Origin of the sequence: Piscinibacter gummiphilus (genome assembly GCF_032681285.1) — a bacterium.
GTDB classification, from domain to species: Bacteria; Pseudomonadota; Gammaproteobacteria; order Burkholderiales; family Burkholderiaceae_C; genus Rhizobacter; species Rhizobacter gummiphilus_A.
Window position 1 is genome coordinate 2,105,244 of record NZ_CP136336.1, and the last position, 16,109, is coordinate 2,121,352.

The 16,109-nt window shown below is 67.8% G+C and carries 13 protein-coding genes; 6 read left to right on the forward strand and 7 right to left on the reverse strand.

Annotated elements, in window-relative coordinates; translation table 11 throughout:
- Window positions 1-27: 27 nt before the first annotated feature.
- Window positions 28-465 (reverse strand): cupin domain-containing protein, encoded by a 438-nt coding sequence (locus RXV79_RS09890; protein WP_316703260.1) that lies wholly within the window; start codon window positions 463-465, stop codon window positions 28-30.
- Here RXV79_RS09890 and RXV79_RS09895 point away from each other — a divergent pair.
- Window positions 464-3,124: a winged helix-turn-helix domain-containing protein gene (locus RXV79_RS09895; RefSeq protein ID WP_316703262.1), complete on the forward strand. Its 2,661-nt coding sequence runs from the start codon at window positions 464-466 to the stop codon at window positions 3,122-3,124. The two genes, RXV79_RS09890 and RXV79_RS09895, sit on opposite strands and share 2 nt — an antisense overlap.
- On the opposite strand, the gene RXV79_RS09900 is transcribed toward RXV79_RS09895, so the two are convergent.
- The gene (locus tag RXV79_RS09900) at window positions 3,121-4,080 is read right to left on the reverse strand and encodes an inositol monophosphatase family protein (RefSeq protein WP_316703263.1); all 960 of its coding nucleotides are present in this window, start codon (window positions 4,078-4,080) and stop codon (window positions 3,121-3,123) included. The two genes, RXV79_RS09895 and RXV79_RS09900, sit on opposite strands and share 4 nt — an antisense overlap.
- Window positions 4,081-4,193: 113 nt before the next feature.
- Here RXV79_RS09900 and RXV79_RS09905 point away from each other — a divergent pair, with 113 nt between their 5' ends.
- Both RXV79_RS09905 and cysE read left to right on the forward strand, forming a co-directional pair.
- On the forward strand, window positions 4,194-4,913 hold the full coding sequence (locus RXV79_RS09905; protein ID WP_316703264.1) for an RNA methyltransferase: 720 nt from the start codon (window positions 4,194-4,196) through the stop codon (window positions 4,911-4,913).
- A 48-nt stretch (window positions 4,914-4,961) separates the two neighbouring features.
- Window positions 4,962-5,729: a serine O-acetyltransferase gene (gene cysE / locus RXV79_RS09910; protein WP_316703265.1), complete on the forward strand. Its 768-nt coding sequence runs from the start codon at window positions 4,962-4,964 to the stop codon at window positions 5,727-5,729.
- Here cysE and RXV79_RS09915 read toward each other — a convergent pair.
- From RXV79_RS09915 to yjgA, 3 genes are read right to left on the reverse strand one after another with little or no spacing between them, the layout of a single operon-like run.
- Window positions 5,722-8,361: a bifunctional diguanylate cyclase/phosphodiesterase gene (locus RXV79_RS09915; protein WP_316703266.1), complete on the reverse strand. Its 2,640-nt coding sequence runs from the start codon at window positions 8,359-8,361 to the stop codon at window positions 5,722-5,724. The two genes, cysE and RXV79_RS09915, sit on opposite strands and share 8 nt — an antisense overlap.
- Window positions 8,362-8,418: 57 nt before the next feature.
- Window positions 8,419-9,021 (reverse strand): molybdopterin adenylyltransferase, encoded by a 603-nt coding sequence (gene mog, locus RXV79_RS09920; protein WP_316703267.1) that lies wholly within the window; start codon window positions 9,019-9,021, stop codon window positions 8,419-8,421.
- Window positions 9,014-9,559, reverse strand: coding sequence for a ribosome biogenesis factor YjgA (gene yjgA / locus RXV79_RS09925; protein WP_316703268.1), 546 nt, complete (start codon window positions 9,557-9,559; stop codon window positions 9,014-9,016). The genes mog and yjgA overlap by 8 nt, the downstream gene beginning before the upstream one ends.
- Before the next feature lie 115 nt (window positions 9,560-9,674).
- On the opposite strand from yjgA, the gene pmbA reads away from it, so the two are divergent.
- The 3 genes from pmbA (at window position 9,675) to RXV79_RS09940 (ending at window position 13,624) form a co-directional block, all read left to right on the forward strand.
- Complete coding sequence (gene pmbA / locus RXV79_RS09930) at window positions 9,675-11,063, forward strand: metalloprotease PmbA (RefSeq protein ID WP_316703269.1); 1,389 nt, start codon at window positions 9,675-9,677, stop codon at window positions 11,061-11,063.
- 130 nt (window positions 11,064-11,193) lie between these two features.
- Entirely contained in the window at window positions 11,194-12,276 is a 1,083-nt protein-coding gene (locus RXV79_RS09935) for a TRAP transporter substrate-binding protein (RefSeq protein ID WP_316703270.1), read from the forward strand.
- 85 nt (window positions 12,277-12,361) lie between these two features.
- Window positions 12,362-13,624 (forward strand): putative Na+/H+ antiporter, encoded by a 1,263-nt coding sequence (locus RXV79_RS09940; RefSeq protein WP_316703271.1) that lies wholly within the window; start codon window positions 12,362-12,364, stop codon window positions 13,622-13,624.
- 47 nt (window positions 13,625-13,671) lie between these two features.
- Here the strand turns inward: RXV79_RS09940 and RXV79_RS09945 are convergent, their stop codons facing one another.
- Together RXV79_RS09945 and RXV79_RS09950 are read right to left on the reverse strand one after the other, a co-directional pair.
- Window positions 13,672-15,453, reverse strand: a complete 1,782-nt coding sequence (locus RXV79_RS09945; protein ID WP_316703272.1) for a TRAP transporter large permease — start codon at window positions 15,451-15,453, stop codon at window positions 13,672-13,674.
- Window positions 15,450-16,070 carry a TRAP transporter small permease subunit gene (locus tag RXV79_RS09950; protein ID WP_316703273.1) on the reverse strand — a complete coding sequence of 207 codons (621 nt, stop codon included), beginning with the start codon at window positions 16,068-16,070 and terminating at the stop codon, window positions 15,450-15,452. The genes RXV79_RS09945 and RXV79_RS09950 overlap by 4 nt, the downstream gene beginning before the upstream one ends.
- Window positions 16,071-16,109 lie beyond the last annotated feature (39 nt).

Genomic DNA, 16,109 nt, shown 5'->3' on the forward strand with positions numbered 1-16,109 from the left:
CCACCCCGGATGAGGGGGTGGAGGGGCTCAGCGGGCCACGGGCTCGGCCGTGAAGACGCTCAGCACCCTCAGCGGCAGCGCGCTGTTGTTGGTGATCTGGAAGTCACAGCCGGGGGGCACGACCAGGGTGCACGGTGCCTGGAAGCGCACCGGCCCGCCGTCGAGCAGCAACTTGCCCGAGCCCGAGAACGCGAGGCAGGCGAAGCTGCCGCTGTGGCGCTGGAGCGGCGTGTGGGCGCCGGGCGGCAGGGTGTGCACCCAGACCTGGAAGTCGTGCACGCCGCAGGGCGGGCCAATGGCGCAGAAGTGCTGCTCGCCCTCGCGGTCGTGGGCGAGGCGCATCAGGTGTTGGTGGTGGAAGACATGCATGCCCGGCAGTCTGCGCAGCGGACCCGGCCACGGCATCGCCCAGAAGAGCCATTGGTCACTGGCCGCGCGCGGCGCTTTGGGCAGAATTGCGCGCATGCCTGCCCCCGCCGCCGTTCCGGCGCCGTCGTTCGCCCTTGCCAAGATCCAGCCGCCGCGGCCTCGGGCGGGGCTCGTGGCCCGCCCGCAGCTGGAAGAGGCGCTCGGCCGGGCTTTGATGGAGCAGCGGCTCACGCTGCTGGTGGCGCCGGCCGGCTACGGCAAGACATCGGCGCTCGGGCGCCAGATCCGCCTGCTGCCCGAGGGCCACGAGGGGCTGGCGCTGGCCTGGGTGTCGGTCGACGAAGACGACCAGCTGCCGCGTTTCCTCGCCTGTCTGGCCACCGCGCTGGAGCCTTATGACCTGCCATGGCGTGTGTCGCCCGAAGCGCTGGCCTTGCTGGCGCAGGCCGAACACGGCTTGCGTGACGTGGCCACCGAGCTCGCCAACGCCCTCGCCGGCACCGAGGTGTGGCGAGGGCTCATCGTGCTCGACGACGCCCATCGGCTGAACGACCCACGCATCTTCGAGCTGCTGCAGGCGCTGATCGAGCGGCTGCCGCCGCGCTGGGGCCTGGTCGTGGCGAGCCGGGTGGAGCCGGTGCTTTCGCTCGCGCGCCTGCGGGCCCAGGGCGAGTTGGCCGAGTTCCGCCAGTTCGACCTGCGCTTCAACGAAGCGGAGGTGAGCGCCTTGCTCGACCTCAACGCCGGCAGCGCGTGCACCAGCCCGCGTGAGCTGCTGGAGCGCACCGATGGCTGGGCCGCTGGACTTCGCCTGAGCCTGGCCACGCGGCCGGGCGCGGCGCGCGCGAGCGTGCCCACGCAGCGCCATCTGTTCGACTACTTGGCAACCGAGGTGCTCGACGAGCTGCCCGCCGAGCTGCGCGAGTTCCTGCTGCGCTGCTCGGTGCTGCCCGAGCTGACGGTGGTGCGCTGCGGCCATGTGGCCGAGACGCCGCATGCGGCACGGCTGCTCGAAGACATCGAGCGCCGCGGCCTCTTCGCCAGCGTGATGGAGGCCGATGAGTTCACGCTGCGCCTGCACGACCTTTTCCGCGATTTCCTGGAAGACCGGCTGCAGCGCGACTTCCCCGACGAACTGCCGCGCCTTCTGCGCCGCGCGGCCGAGCACGAGCCCGACCTGTCGCGCGCCGTGGGCTACCTGGCCCGCGCCGGGGCGTGGGACGAGGCCACGGCCGTGCTCGCCCGGCGCGCGCAGGAGCAGCTGGGCATCGGCGCCGGTGCGACGCTGGAACAGCTGCTGACGCTCTTCCCGGAAGACGAACTCGCGCGCCGGCCCGACCTGCAGCTGGTGAAGGGCCTGGCCGCCTGGCCGCACTTCGACTGGTCGACGCTGCTCGTCGCCATGCAGCAGGCCGCAGAGGGCTTCGCCCGCATGGGCCGCCAGCGCGACGCCGTGCTCACGCGGGCCAACGTCTGCTCAGGCCTGTGGCACGCCGGCCGCCTGGCCGAATCGACCCGCGAACTCACGGCGCTGCGCGCGATGCCGCTCGACGATGCGGCGCGCGCCTTCGTCTACTACAGCAGTGCATGGGATGAATTCGTGGCCGCGCGCACCGAGAAGGTCGCCCCCATGTTCGCCGAGATGCTGGCCTCGCTGGAGCGTGTGCCGGTGCCGATGCTGTGGATGCAGTTCCCGGCGCACTGCGTCTTCGTCGGCCTGCCGGGCATGCAGCCGCTGCTCGACCGCTTTGCCCACAGCGCGGTGCGTGTGTGCGGCGATGCGCCCACGCAGCTGCGTGCGGGCGTGGCCAACATCCGCGCCTGGCTGGCGCTCGGGGCGGCCCAGCTCGACGAGGCGGGGCAGTGGCTGCAGCGCTGCGAGGAAGACTGCCACTGGCTCGGCATGCCGCGCATCCTCGCGACCGAGCTGCGCCTGGCGCGCACGCTGTGGCTCGCGCTGCGCGGCGAGCGCGAGGCCTGCCACGCGGTGGGGCGCGAGATGGTCGACGACCTGCGCCTGCACAGCCCCTTGAGCCACCGGCAGGTGCATGAGTCGGAGGTGCTCTTCGTGCACCTGCGCGCGTGCTGGATCCTGCGCGACGACGAGGCGCTGCGCCGTGTGGATGCCGAATTGCAGCGCGCCGGCAACGCCTACGAATGGCCGGGGGCGCCGGCCAACCGCTCGTTCGGCCGGGCGCTGGTCGCGCTGGCCGACGGCCGGCTCGACGAGGCTCGTCCGCTGCTGCAGCCGCTGGCCGACGACGTGAACCGTTCGCTCTTCTACCCGGCCACGCAGGCCCGGGTGATGCTGGCCGACATCCATGTACAGCAAGGTCGCCTCGACCTCGCGGCCATCACGCTGCAAGACTGGTTCGACGAAGTGCGCGACCGGCGCGAGATCGGCGGGGCCCTGTTTGCCGGCCCGCAGGTGCTGGCGCGGCTGCAATCGGCACCGTGGGGCTCGCGCCTGCCAGCGGCCGACCAGGCCTTGCTGGTGCACCTGTCGTCGGTGCTGGGCCTGCAGGCCCCGGTGGTGGCCACGCCGAGTGCGCGACCCGCGGGCGCGTCGGGCCTGAGCGAGCGCGAGACCGAGGTGCTCGCGCGCATCGCCGCCGGCGACAGCAACAAGCTCATCGCCCGTGCCTTCGACCTCAGCCCGCACACCGTGAAGCGGCACGTGGCCAACATCCTCGGCAAGCTGGGCGTCGACACGCGCGGCCAGGCGGCGGCGCGCTGGCGCGAGTTGAACGCTTAGGACTTGTCGAGATCGGCCTTGCGGATGCGCACGGCCACCTTCTTCTTCGGCGCTTCGGCAGGAGCGGCAGCGGCCGTGGCGCTGGCGATGAAGACGTCTTCCGCCGTCGGGGCGGCTTCGCCCGGGGTGCCGGCGGCCGGCGCGTCCTTGATGATGCGGGTGAAGGGCGCGAGGATGTTCACCATCTGCGCATAGATCTTCGGGTTGCCGGCCACCACCTCGCGCTGGTACATGAAGTCGGCCTCGCCCGTGAAGTTGCCGATCAGGCCGCCTGCCTCGGTGATGATGAGCGAGGCGGCAGCGATGTCCCAGGGGTTCAGGCCGGTCTCGAAGAAGGCGTCGTAGTGGCCGGCGGCCACGTAGCAGAGGTCGAGCGCGGCAGCGCCCGGGCGGCGCACGCCGGCGCATGAGGTCATCACCTCGGCAAACATCTTCAGGTAGCGCTGGAAGTTGTCGCCCTTGCGGAACGGGAAGCCGGTGCCGACGAGCGAGTCGCTCAGGCGCGTGCGCTTGGAGACCCGCAGGCGCTTGTCGTTCATGAACGCGCCGCGGCCCTTGGAGGCGTAGAAGAGGTCGTTGCGCGTCGGGTCGTAGACCACGGCCTGCTGGATCTGGTCGCGGAAGGCCAGCGCGATCGAGACGGCGTAGAACGGCAGGCCGTGGATGAAGTTGGTGGTGCCGTCAAGCGGGTCGATGATCCAGACGTATTCGCTGTTCTTCGCGCCATGGGTGCGGCCCGACTCCTCCGCCAGGATGCCGTGGCCGGGGTAGGCGCCGAGCAGGGTCTCGATGATCGCTTCCTCGCAGCGATGGTCCACCTCGGTCACGAAGTCGTTGGCCGACTTGGTGGTCACCTTGAGGATGTCCAGGTCGAGCGAAGCACGGTTGATGATGGTCCCCGCGGTACGGGCCGCCTTGATGGCGACGTTGAGCATGGGGTGAAGCGCTTGCGACATGGGGCGTCCTGCAAAGGAAAAGGAAAGAGGCGGATGGCGGTGAGGAAAGAGCGGGGTGCCTGCGAATCTCGTGAAGAGAGCGGCACGGATAATCGAATTTTAAGCGCGAGCCCATGAACGACACACGTTTCGTCCTCATCAACACCAGCCATCCGGGCAATGTGGGCGCGGCGGCACGGGCGATGAAGGTGATGGGCTTCAGCGATCTGGTGCTCGTGGCGCCGCGATTTGCCGACGTGCTGGTGCAGGAAGAGACGGTCGCGATGGCCAGCGGCGCGGCCGACATCCTGGTGCGCGCACGCGTGGTGGGCACGCTGACCGAGGCCCTCGACGGCGTGACGTATGCCTGCGCCACGGCCATGACGCCACGCGACTTCGGCCCGCCGACCCACGCGCCCCGTGAACTCTTCACGCAGCTTGCCAAGACCGACCACCGCGTGGCCTTCGTCTTCGGCTCCGAGCGTTATGGCATGGGCAACGACGATGTGTACCGCTGCCATGCGTGCCTGAGCATCCCCACCCACCCCGACTACGGCTCGCTCAACCTCGCGCAGGCGGTGCAGCTCATCGCCTACGACTGGCGGCAGGCGCTCGGTGGCTTTGACGTCGCCCCGCGCACGCCCACGGCCGTGCCGGCCGCTGCGAGCGATGTGCAAGGCCTCCTCGACCACTGGAAACGGGCGCTGACGGACGTGGGCTTTCTCGACCCGGCCGCACCCAAGAAGCTGATGCCGCGCCTGAACCAGCTCTTCAACCGCGCCGAGCTGACCGAGGAAGAAATCCACATCCTGCGCGGCATCGCCCGCGCGATGCAGGGCGCCCGCAAGCCCTGACAGCCCGGGCCGAGCAGGCTTGGAAGTCCGTCGCTAAACTGCCTCGCCATGTTCCAGCGCCTACGAGAAGACGTCCATTGCATCCTGGAGCGCGACCCGGCCGCGCATTCGGCGTTCACCGTGCTCACCTGTTACCCCGGCCTGCATGCGCTGGTGATGCACCGCTGGGCGAATGCCTGCTGGGTGCGTGGCTGGAAGTGGGGCGGGCGCTTCATCTCGCAGCTCGCGCGCTGGTTCACCGGCATCGAGATCCACCCCGCCGCGAAGATCGGCCGGCGCGTCTTCATCGACCACGGCATGGGCGTGGTGGTGGGCGAGACGGCCGAGATCGGCGACGACTGCACCATCTACCAGGGCGTGACCCTCGGTGGCACCTCGCTCACGCGCGGCGCCAAGCGCCACCCGACCTTGGGCAAAGGCGTGATCGTCGGTGCCAATTCGCAGGTGCTGGGCGGGTTCACCGTGCACGACGGTGCCCGTGTCGGCTCGAATGCCGTCGTGCTGAAGGAAGTGCCGCCCGGGGCCACGGCCGTGGGCAACCCGGCGCGCATCATCCACAAGGACGTCGACGCCAAGCGCGAGGAGGCCGCCGCCCGCATGGGCTTCTCGGCCTACGGCATCACCGAGAGCGACGACCCGATGTCGCAGGCAATGAAGGGTCTGATCGACAACGCGGCCGGCAACGCGCACCAGATCGCGCTGCTGTGGGCGGCCATCGAGAAGATCGCGCCGATGCAGAAGGGCGACTGCGTGCCCAGCGATGCGGCGACGAAGGAAGACTTCGACGCCGACCGCCTGAGCCAGCTCGTCAAGTAGCCTTTTCTTTGCCCAGAAGCGCCGCGAACTCGTCGGGCGCCACCGGCTTGCTGAAGTAGTAGCCCTGCATCTCGTCGCAGGCCTGTTCGCGCAGGAAGGTCTGCTGTTCGGCGGTCTCGACCCCTTCGGCCACAACGGTGAGGCTGAGCGTCTTGCCCATCGCGATGATGGCGCTGGTGATGGCCTTGTCTTCCGAATCGGTGGCGAGGTCGCGGATGAACGAGCGGTCGACCTTCAGCGTGTCGATCGGGAAGTTCTTCAGCTGGCCGAGCGACGAGTAGCCGGTGCCGAAGTCGTCGATGGCCAGGCGCACGCCGAGCTGCTTGATGGCGGTGAGCAGCTTGATGGCACGGTCGACGTTGTGGACGATCATGCCCTCGGTGATCTCGAGCTCCAGCAGTGCCGGGTTCATGCCCGTCTCCGCCAGGATGGCGGTCACGTCGGCCAGCAGGTGCTCGTCGGCGAACTGGCGCACCGAGAGGTTCACCGCCATGTTGATCGGCGGTAGCCCTTGCTTCTGCCAGGCCACGTTCTGCAGGCAGGCGGTCTTCATGACCCAGCGGCCGATGTGCACGATGAGGCCGGTCTCTTCTGCCACCGGGATGAAGGTGGCCGGCGACACTGCGCCCAGCTCGGCGTTGTGCCAGCGCAGGAGTGCTTCCACGCCGGTGATGCGCCCGCTCTTGAGGTCGACCTTGGCCTGGTACGCGAGCGAGAACTCCTGGCGCTCGAGCGCGCGGCGCAGGTTCGATTCGAGGGTCAGGCGCTCCAGCGTCTGCGAGCTGATCTCGCTCGAATAGAACTGGAAGTTGTTCTTGCCTTCTTCCTTGGCGTGGTACATCGCGCTGTCGGCGTTCTTCATCAGCGCCTGCTCGTCCTGGCCGTCGCCGGGGAAGAGCGAGATGCCGATGCTCGCTGTGACGCGGCATTCCTGGCCCATCAGCTCGATCGGCTTGATGGCGGCCGAGAGCAGCTTGCGCGCCACGGCGGCGGCGTGCTCGCGGTCGGGCACCTCCTGCACCAGCACCACGAATTCGTCGCCGCCCAGGCGCGCCAACACGTCGCTCGCGCGCACGGCCTGCTTGAAGCGGGCGGTGATCTCCTTGAGCAGCGTGTCGCCGGCCTCGTGGCCCAGCGTGTCGTTGATGAACTTGAAGCGGTCGAGGTCGATGAACATGACCGCGAAGGTGCGCTTGTAGCGTGCGGCCGTCTTCAGGGCGGCGTTGAGCAGGCTGCTGAAGAGCAGGCGGTTGGGCAGCCCGGTCAGGCTGTCGTGGCGCGCCATGTGGTGGATGTGCTCTTCGGCCACCTTCTGCTCGGTGATCTCGCGCGAGATGCCGCGGTAGCCGATGTAGGCGCCCGAGCTGTCGAACATCGGCTCGCCGCTCATGCTGATGTAGTAGGGCGACTTGTTCGGCGCCATGCGCTGCATGACGATGTCGCGGAACGACTGGCGGTCGGCCAGCAGCGCGCGGAAGTCGTCCCACCCGCCGGGCAGGTGGGCCTGCATGGTGCTTTCCCAGATGGCTCGGCCGATCAAGGGGTTGCGGCTCTCGCGCAGCCCGGTCTCGCGGCTTTCGAGCCGGGTGAAGCGGGTCTCGGGGTCGGTCTCCCAGTACCAGTCGGAGGACAGGTTCGTCATTGCGCGGAAGCGTGCCTCGCTCTCTCGCAGGGCCTGGTCCATGCGGCGGCGTTCGGTCACGTCGCGCAGGATGCCGCGGAAGCCCACCGGCTTGCCGTCTTCGTCTTTGACCAGCAGCACCGAGCCCTCGACCTGGATCGTGCTCCCGTCTCGGTGGATGTACTCCCACAGCTGCGAGCGTTTCGACTGGCCGGTGCGGAAGACCTCGTTGAAGGCCTTGAACACCACCTGCGTCATCTCGGGCGTCTGCCGGCTGCGGTAGTCGCGCTCGGCCACGTGATGGTGGTCGTAGCCCAGCATGCGGGCATAGGCGCTGTTGAGGTAGATCGGGTGGCCCTTCAGGTCGACCTCGTAGTAGGCGTCGTCGAGGCTTTCGAGGATGTTGCGGAACTTGTCTTCGCTGCGGCGCAGTGCCGCTTCGGCATGCTGGCGTTCGGCTTCGCGCTCGAAGTTGTCGAGGGCGAAGACGATGTTGCGCGCCATGCGTTCGAGCAGCGCCACGATGCTGTCGCCGAAGGCATCGATCTCGCGCGCATAGAAGAGCATCACGCCATAGGCCTTGCCGCCGCGCACGATGGGGATGGCCGCCCCCGACGCCACGCCCGCCCGGCCGGCCTGGGCGTGCCAGGGCGCGGTGCGCGGGTCCTGCATGAACTGGTTGCTGATGGCGGGCTTGATGCCCCGGTAGGCTTCGCCGACCAGCCCGCGGCCCTCGGCCGTGGTCTCGTCGACCGAGATGCGTGACTCGCGCAGCTGCGAGGCGGCGATACCCGACGCCGCTTCGACGCGCAGCCAGGCGGTGTCGGCATCGGGCGTGGTGACCGCTGCGGTGAGGAACTGATGCCCGTCGACCGCGGCATCGCACACGCGCTGGAAGAGCTCGGTCGGTGTCTTGGCGTACAGCAGCGCCTCGTTGGTGGCGCTGAGCACGGAATACATGGCGACCATGTGCCGTTCGCCGCTGCTGTCGCGGGCGGGCTGTGCGCTCATGCTGTCTCCTGTTGGTCTGTCGTCTCTGGGGTGGCCTGTGTGCAGGCTCTGGTTCCCTCAGCCACGCGGCGGAGGCCGCTGCGCAGATTTGGGTCTGAAGGCTTTGCAGACGGCGTCGTCTGTCTCGAGGTAGGGGCCGCCGATGAGGTCGATGCAATACGGCACTGCGGCGAAGATGCCGTGCACTGGAGGCTGAGCAAGCGGCAGTCCTTCCAGTGTCTCGGCGATCGATTTGGGCTGGCCGGGCAGGTTGATGATGAGCGACTGGCCGCGGATCACGGCCACCTGGCGCGACAGGATGGCGGTCGGCACGAAGCGCAGGCTGATCTGGCGCATCTGCTCGCCGAAGCCGGGCATCTCCTTGTGGGCGACGGCGAGGGTGGCTTCGGGCGTCACGTCGCGCGGCGAGGGGCCGGTGCCGCCGGTGGTGAGCACGAGGTCGCACTTTGCACTGTCGACGAGGTCGATGAGCGTGGCGCTGATGGTGGCCTGCTCATCGGGGATGAGGCGGGTTTCCCATTCGACCGGGTTGCGCAGCGCGCGGGTCAGCCAGTCCTTGAGCGCCGGGATGCCCTTGTCTTCATAGACGCCGGTGGAAGCGCGGTCGCTGATCGACACCACGCCGATGCGCACTCTGTCGAACGGCGCTGCCTCAGTCATGGCCGACGGAATGTTCCTTGATGAACTGGAAGAGCTCGCGGTACGCGCGGCCGTTGCGCTGCTCGGGCGTGGCGGCGGCGTCCTTGCGGGCCGCGCGGATGAGGCTGCGCAGCTGCTGGAGGTCGCTGCCGGCATGCTCGACCATCCAGCGGGTGAGGGCGTCGTCGCTTGCGAGCAGCTCGACGCGCCAGCGTTCGGCTTCGTGCAGGGCCAGCGCATCCTTCGCGCGGCCGAGCTTCATGGCGGCCACCGCTTCGCGGATCGGCTCCACGTCGTTCTTGCGCATCAGCTTGCCGATGTACTGCATCTGGCGGCGCTTGCCTTCAAAGGACTTGGTGCGCTTGTACTCGGCCACCGCATCGCGCAGCGACTCGGAAATGGGCAGGTCGACGACGCGGTCATCGGGCAGGCCGACGAGCGCCTCGCCCAGGTCCTGCAGCTCGTGCATCTCCTTCTTGAGCTGGGTCTTGCTGGGGCGATCGAACTCGGGGGCGCCGTTGTCGTCGGCATGTCCGTCGTCGGCGGAGGGGGAGCGCATGTGGGGCTGAACCATAGGTCGTGGGTATGATAGCCGCGGCCTTTTTGCAGGGCGCCTCGTGTGGGCCCTTTGCTGTGCACGTCACCGTGCATCCCGTCACCAAACGCCGCTGCGCATGAGCTCCTCGCTGACCAGACACCACGGGTTTTCGTATTCGCAGGACGACTTCCGCCAGCTCGTGGACGATGCGCTGGCCATCGCCAAATCGCTCGGCGCGAGCAATGCCGGCGTCGAGGTGTCCGAAGGCGCGGGCCTGTCGGTCTCGGTGCGCAAGGGCGAGATCGAGAACGTCGAACGCAACCGCGACAAGTCGATGGGTGTCACGGTTTACGTGGGCCAGCGCCGCGGCAACGCGAGCACTTCCGACTTCTCGCGCACCGCGCTCGAGCAGACGGTGCGCGCCGCCTACGACATCGCCAAGTTCACCGCCGAAGACCCCGCCGCCGGCCTGCCCGACGAAGCCGACCTCGCGCTCGGCGAGGCCGCGAAGCTCGACCTCGACCTCTTCCACCCCTGGGACATCAACGCCGAGGCCGCGGCCGAACTCGCACTTCGCTGCGAGGCAGCGGCCCTCGGTGTCGACAAGCGCATCACCAACTCCGAAGGGGCCGGCGTCTCGGCCCAGCAGTCGCACTTCTTCGCCGGCAACACGCACGGATTTCGTGGCGGCTACGCCAGCTCGCGGCATTCGCTCTCGGTGGCCCCGATCGCCTCGGTGCCCGGCCCGAACGGCGAAGACATGCAGCGCGACGCCTGGTACAGCTCGATGCGCTCGCCCACCGAGCTGGCCGCACCCGAGGCGGTGGGGCGCTATGCCTCCGAGCGCGCGCTCTCGCGACTCAACGGCCGCAAGATCAAGACCTGCGAAGTGCCGGTGCTCTTCGAGTCGACGCTCGCCGCGGGCCTGCTCGGCGCCTATGTGCAGGCCACGAGCGGTGGGGCGCTGTACCGCAAGTCCTCGTTCCTGCTCGACAGCCTGGGCGAGCAGGTGCTGGCCGACCACATCGACATCCACGAGGACCCGCACATTCGCGGCGCCAAGGGCAGCGCGCCCTTCGACGACGAAGGCGTGGTCACTCGCGTGCGCGACGTGGTGACAGCCGGCGTGGTGCAGGGCTACTTCCTCTCCAGCTACTCGGCTCGCAAGCTCGGCATGCGCACCACGGGCCACGCCGGTGGCTCGCAGAACCTCACCTTCACGAGCCGCCTCACGCAGGCCGGCGACGACCTCGATGCAATGCTGAAGAAGCTTGACCGCGGCCTCTTCGTGATCGAGCTCATGGGCCAGGGCGTGAACTACGTCACCGGCGACTACTCGCGCGGTGCCGCGGGCTTCTGGGTGGAGAAGGGCCGCATCGCCTACCCGGTGCACGAGATCACCATCGCGGGCAACCTGCGCGACATGCTCAAGGGCATCGTGGCCGTGGGCGCCGACACCTACACGATGGGCACCAAGACCATCGGCTCGGTGCTGATCGACCGCATGAAGGTGGCCGGTTCCTGACGCTTTGCTGACGTGGCGCAGGCTCTGCGCTACGCGGTTTTGCTCACGGGTAAATCCGGGTCGGGGGCCTGGGGGCCGCTCCTAGAATTTGCCGCCACCGGCCCTGGGAGGGCCTACTAGGAGACTCTTCATGCAACGTCGTTCGTTCGTTCACGGCGCGGGACTGGCCGGCGTGTTGGCAGCGGGTGCAGCCCCGGCCATCGTTCATGCACAGGCCAGCCTGCGTTGGCGCCTGACCTCGAGCTTCCCCAAGTCGCTGGACACCATCTTCGGTGCCGCTGAAACCTTCGCGAAGAAGGTGCGCGAGATGACGGGCGGCAAGTTCGAGATCTCGGTGCACGCCGCTGGCGAGCTGATGCCTTCGCCGGCGCTGATCGATGGCGTGCAGAACGGCACCGTCGAGATGGGCCACACCGCGCCCTACTACTACTTCGGCAAGGACGAGACCTTCGCCCTCGGCTGCGCGATTCCCTTCGGCCTCAATTCCCGTCAGATGACGGCGTGGATGTACGAAGGCAACGGCTTGAAGCTGATGCGCGAGTTCTACGCCAAGTACAGCATGATCAACTTCCCGATGGGCAACACCGGGGCGCAGATGGGCGGCTGGTTCCGCAAGGAAATCAAGACCGTCGCCGACATGAAGGGCTTGAAGTTCCGCGTCGGCGGCTTCGCCGGCAAGGTCTGCGAGCGCCTCGGCTCGGTGCCGCAGAACATCCCCGGTGGCGAGATCTACCAGGCGCTGGAGAAGGGCACCATCGACGCGGCCGAGTGGGTGGGCCCGTATGACGACCAGAAGCTCGGCTTCAACAAGGTCGCGCAGTTCTATCACTACCCTGGCTGGTGGGAAGGTGGCCCGCAGCTCGACCTGCTGGTCAACCAGAAGGCCTACGACGGCCTCTCCGCCGAATACAAGGCCATCGTCGAAGCTGCCGCTGCGTTTGCGCACACCGAGATGCAGGCCAAGTACGACGTGAAGAACCCGGTGGCCCTGCGCCAGCTCGTGGCCAACAAGACCAAGCTCGTCGCCTTCCCGAAGCCGGTGATGGACGCGGCCTTCAAGGCCTCGATGGACCTCTACAGCGAGATCTCCGCCAAGAACCCGAGTTGGAAGAAGATCTACACCGACTACTCCAACTACCGCAAGGAAGCGAACCTGTGGTTCCGCTTCACCGAGGCCCGCTTCGACAGCTACATGCAGAGCGCCAAGCTCTGAGGTTGCGCGACACTCGTGCAAGCCCCGCCACGGCGGGGCTTTTTTCTTGGGCCACCCCTTTCACACGTTCACGCCACCCGATGCCATGACGCCCACCACCGTCCAACTCGTTGCCGCTGCGCTCTTTGCCGTGGCCCTGGTGCACACCTTCTCGACCAGCGTGTTCGCGCACCTGGCGCACCGTTATCCGCGGCACGAAGGCGTGTTCCACCTGCTGTCCGAAGTGGAGGTCGTGTTCGGCTTCTGGGCGCTGGTGCTGGCGCTCTTCCTCTTCGTGGCGCTCGGGCGTGACGGTGCGGTGGCCTACATCGACGGCCGCAACTTCACCGAGCCGCTCTTCGTCTTCGCCATCATGGTCGTGGCGGGCAGCAAGCCCATCCTGAAGCTCGCCGAGGTGCTGGTGAACGCGCTGGCGCGGGTGACGCCGCTGCCGCAGTCGATGGCGGTGTACTTCCTCGCGCTGTCGGTGCTGCCGCTGATGGGCTCGGCGCTCACCGAGCCGGCGGCCATGACGCTCGCCGCGCTGACCCTGCGCGACCGGGTGTTCAACGTCGAGTTGCCCGAGCGCGTGAAGTACGCGACGCTCGGCGTGCTCTTCGTCAACGTGTCGATCGGCGGCACGCTCACCTCGTTTGCAGCCCCGCCGGTGCTGATGGTGGCTGCGAAGTGGGGCTGGGATTCCACGTTCATGCTGAGCCACTTCGGCTGGAAGGCGGCGCTGGCGGTGGTGATCAACGCGTCGGTCGTGACGCTGATCTTCGCGCGCCACCTGCTGCGCCCCACGCCGGAAGCGGCGGGCATCCGCGACCGCAGCGGCCCGCCGCCCACGGCGATGATCGTGAGCGGGCTGTTCCTGCTGGGCGTGGTGATGTTCGCCCACCACCCGGCCGTCTTCATGGGGCTGCTGCTCTTCTTCATCGGCTACGCGCGGGCCTATCCGCGGCACCACGATGCGCTCATCCTGCGCGAAGCGCTGCTGGTGGCCTTCTTCCTCGCGGGGCTCGTGGTGCTGGGCGGGCAGCAGCAGTGGTGGCTGCAGGAGCTGCTGACGCGCCTAAGCGCGCAGCAGGTCTACTACGCCGCCACCGCTCTCACGGCGGTGACCGACAACGCCGCGCTCACCTACCTCGGCTCTCTGGTCGAAGGCTTGAGCGACGAGTTCAAGTACTCGCTGGTGGCCGGTGCCGTGACCGGAGGCGGCCTCACGGTGATCGCCAATGCGCCCAACCCGGCTGGCTATTCGATCTTGCGCGCCAGCTTCCGCGACGGTGCCATCAGCGCGGTGTGGCTCTTCGTCGCTGCCGCCGGCCCCACGCTGGTGGCGATTGCCGCGTTCCAGCTGTTGTGAGGCCGGGGTCAGCGGAGCTTCGCGCTCCGCTGGGGTGAGAACAACGGCTACTTCTTCTTTTCGTCGTCCTTGATCGCGTCTTCGATGGCCTTCATCGGGTCGTCGGCCTCGGTGCTGCTGTCGGCCTGAGGCTCGGACGCGGCAGGGTCGCCCGGCTGAGCTTCCGACGCGCCGGGATCGGCCGGCTCGGCGGTTAGGCCGGCTTCCTTGTCTTCCTGCATGCGCAGTTCCTGGAAGGCCTTGTCCGCGTCGATGGTCTCTTCCTTCGTGAGGCCGCTGGAGACGAGCCCCGGGAACGCGATGATCAGGCCGACCATGATGATCTGGATCACCACGAACGGCACTGCGCCCCAGTAGATCTGCCCGGTGGTCACCTTGGCCACGGGCTGGCCGGTGACCTTGTCGGTGTAGTCGTTGTGCGGTGCCACGCTGCGCAGGTAGAAGAGTGCGAAGCCGAACGGTGGGTGCATGAACGAGGTCTGCATGTTCACCGCCAGCAGCACGCCGAACCACACGAGGTCGATGCCCAACTTGTCGGCCACCGGGGCCAGCAGCGGCACCACGATGAACGACAGCTCGAAGAAGTCGAGGAAGAACGCGAGCACGAAGATCAGGATGTTGACCACGATCAGGAAGCCGAGCTGGCCCCCCGGCAGGCTGGTCAACAGGTGCTCGACCCACTTCGGCCCGTCCACTCCCTGGAACGACAGGCTGAACACCGTGGAGCCCACCAGGATGAAGAGCACGAAGCACGAGAGCTTCATGGTCGAGTCCATCGCCTGGCGAAGGAGCTTCATGTCGATGCGCTTGCGCGCCAGCGCCATGATGAGCGCGCCGGTGGCACCCATCGCGCCGCCTTCGGTGGGCGTGGCGATGCCGAGGAAGATGGTGCCGAGCACGAGGAAGATCAGCCCGAGCGGCGGGATCAGCACGAAGGTGACCCGCTCGGCCATGTTCGACAGCAGCTTCAGGCGCGCCACCTTGTTGATGACGGCGAGCAGGAAGGCCACGCCCACGCCCACGCACATCGAGACGACGATCATCTCGTCGGTCGGGGTGCCGGCCGGGCGCGTCTTGGCGAAGGCGATGGCACAGCCCGTCGACAGGATCGTCAGCACGAGCAGCGAGCGCAGGCCGGGCGAGCCGTCGGGCTCGCGGATCGTGCGGGCCTCGGGCGGCAGGGCGGGCACCCATTTCGGACGCGTGATCGCCACGCCGACGACGTAGAGCAGGTAGAGCGCGGTCAGCACGAAGCCGGGGATGAAGGCGCCCTTGTAGAGATCGCCCACGCTCTTGCCGAGCTGGTCGGCCATCACGATGAGCACGAGCGACGGCGGGATGATCTGCGCGAGCGTGCCCGAGGCGGCGATCACGCCACCGGCCAGGCGCCGGTCATAGCCGTAGCGCAGCATGATGGGCAGCGAGATCAGGCCCATCGAGATGACCGAGGCCGCCACCACGCCGGTGGTGGCCGCAAGCATCGCGCCCACCAGGATCACCGCGATGGCCAAGCCGCCGCGGATCGGGCCGAAGAGCTGGCCGACGGTATCGAGCAGGTCTTCGGCCATGCCCGACCGTTCGAGCACCAGCCCCATGAAGGTGAAGAACGGGATCGCCAGCAGCGTGTCGTTCTGCATGATCCCGAAGATGCGCAAGGGCAGCGCCTGCATCAGCGAGGCCATGCCGGGCACGCCCAGCTCAATGGCCACGAAGCCGAAGAAGAGGCCGCAGGCGGCGAGCGAGAACGCCACCGAATAGCCCATCAGCAGGAAGACGATCAGGCTGGCGAACATGATCGGAGCCATGTTCGCGGTGATGAACTCGATCATTTGTCGCCTCCCTTGACGAGGGCCTGCTCACGGGCGGCCACTTCTTTCTGCAGCAGGAACTCGGCGAGTTCTTCCTCGGCGCTCTTGGCGCCGGCCTTGAGCGTCGGGTCGGGGATCATCCCCTTGAGGAACGCCACACGCTTGATGAGCTCGGAGATCGCCTGGATGCCCAGCAGCAAGAGGCCCAGCGGCAAGAGCGCATAGACCGGCCAGCGGATCAGCCCGCCGGCATTGGGCGACACCTCGCCGCTGTGATAGGCGCTCAGCACCAGCGGCATCACCATGCTGAACACGACCACCACGAAGGGCAGCAAGAAGAACGCCAGGCCGACGATGTCGACCCAGATCTGCACGCGCTTGGAAAAGCGGCCCACGATCACGTCGATCTTCACGTGCTCCTGGCGCAGCAACGTGTACCCCGCTGCCAGCAGGAAGACCCCGGCGAAGAGGTACCACTGGATTTCGAGGAAGGCGTTGGAGCTGGTGTTGAACGCCTTGCGCACGACCGCGTTGGCCGCGCTGATCAGCACCGCGGCCAGCACGAGCCATGCGACCCAGCGGCCGATGAACTCGCTGAAGCGGTCGATCCACCTGGACAGTGAAAGTAGGGGGGACACGGGAGTCTCCGGAGGTTTTGAGAGATCGGATGCGGGGGC

What these genes read in the sequence shown, in the direction of transcription:
- RXV79_RS09935 (WP_316703270.1), top strand. Translation starts at nt 11,194, where the DNA reads ATGCAACGTCGTTCGTTCGTTCACGGCGCGGGACTGGCCGGCGTGTTG.
- cysE (WP_316703265.1), top strand. Translation starts at nt 4,962, where the DNA reads ATGTTCCAGCGCCTACGAGAAGACGTCCATTGCATCCTGGAGCGCGAC.
- RXV79_RS09945 (WP_316703272.1), bottom strand. Translation starts at nt 15,453, where the DNA reads ATGATCGAGTTCATCACCGCGAACATGGCTCCGATCATGTTCGCCAGC.
- yjgA (WP_316703268.1), bottom strand. Translation starts at nt 9,559, where the DNA reads ATGCGCTCCCCCTCCGCCGACGACGGACATGCCGACGACAACGGCGCC.
- RXV79_RS09940 (WP_316703271.1), top strand. Translation starts at nt 12,362, where the DNA reads ATGACGCCCACCACCGTCCAACTCGTTGCCGCTGCGCTCTTTGCCGTG.
- RXV79_RS09905 (WP_316703264.1), top strand. Translation starts at nt 4,194, where the DNA reads ATGAACGACACACGTTTCGTCCTCATCAACACCAGCCATCCGGGCAAT.
- mog (WP_316703267.1), bottom strand. Translation starts at nt 9,021, where the DNA reads ATGACTGAGGCAGCGCCGTTCGACAGAGTGCGCATCGGCGTGGTGTCG.
- RXV79_RS09895 (WP_316703262.1), top strand. Translation starts at nt 464, where the DNA reads ATGCCTGCCCCCGCCGCCGTTCCGGCGCCGTCGTTCGCCCTTGCCAAG.
- RXV79_RS09890 (WP_316703260.1), bottom strand. Translation starts at nt 465, where the DNA reads ATGCGCGCAATTCTGCCCAAAGCGCCGCGCGCGGCCAGTGACCAATGG.
- RXV79_RS09915 (WP_316703266.1), bottom strand. Translation starts at nt 8,361, where the DNA reads ATGAGCGCACAGCCCGCCCGCGACAGCAGCGGCGAACGGCACATGGTC.
- pmbA (WP_316703269.1), top strand. Translation starts at nt 9,675, where the DNA reads ATGAGCTCCTCGCTGACCAGACACCACGGGTTTTCGTATTCGCAGGAC.
- RXV79_RS09900 (WP_316703263.1), bottom strand. Translation starts at nt 4,080, where the DNA reads ATGTCGCAAGCGCTTCACCCCATGCTCAACGTCGCCATCAAGGCGGCC.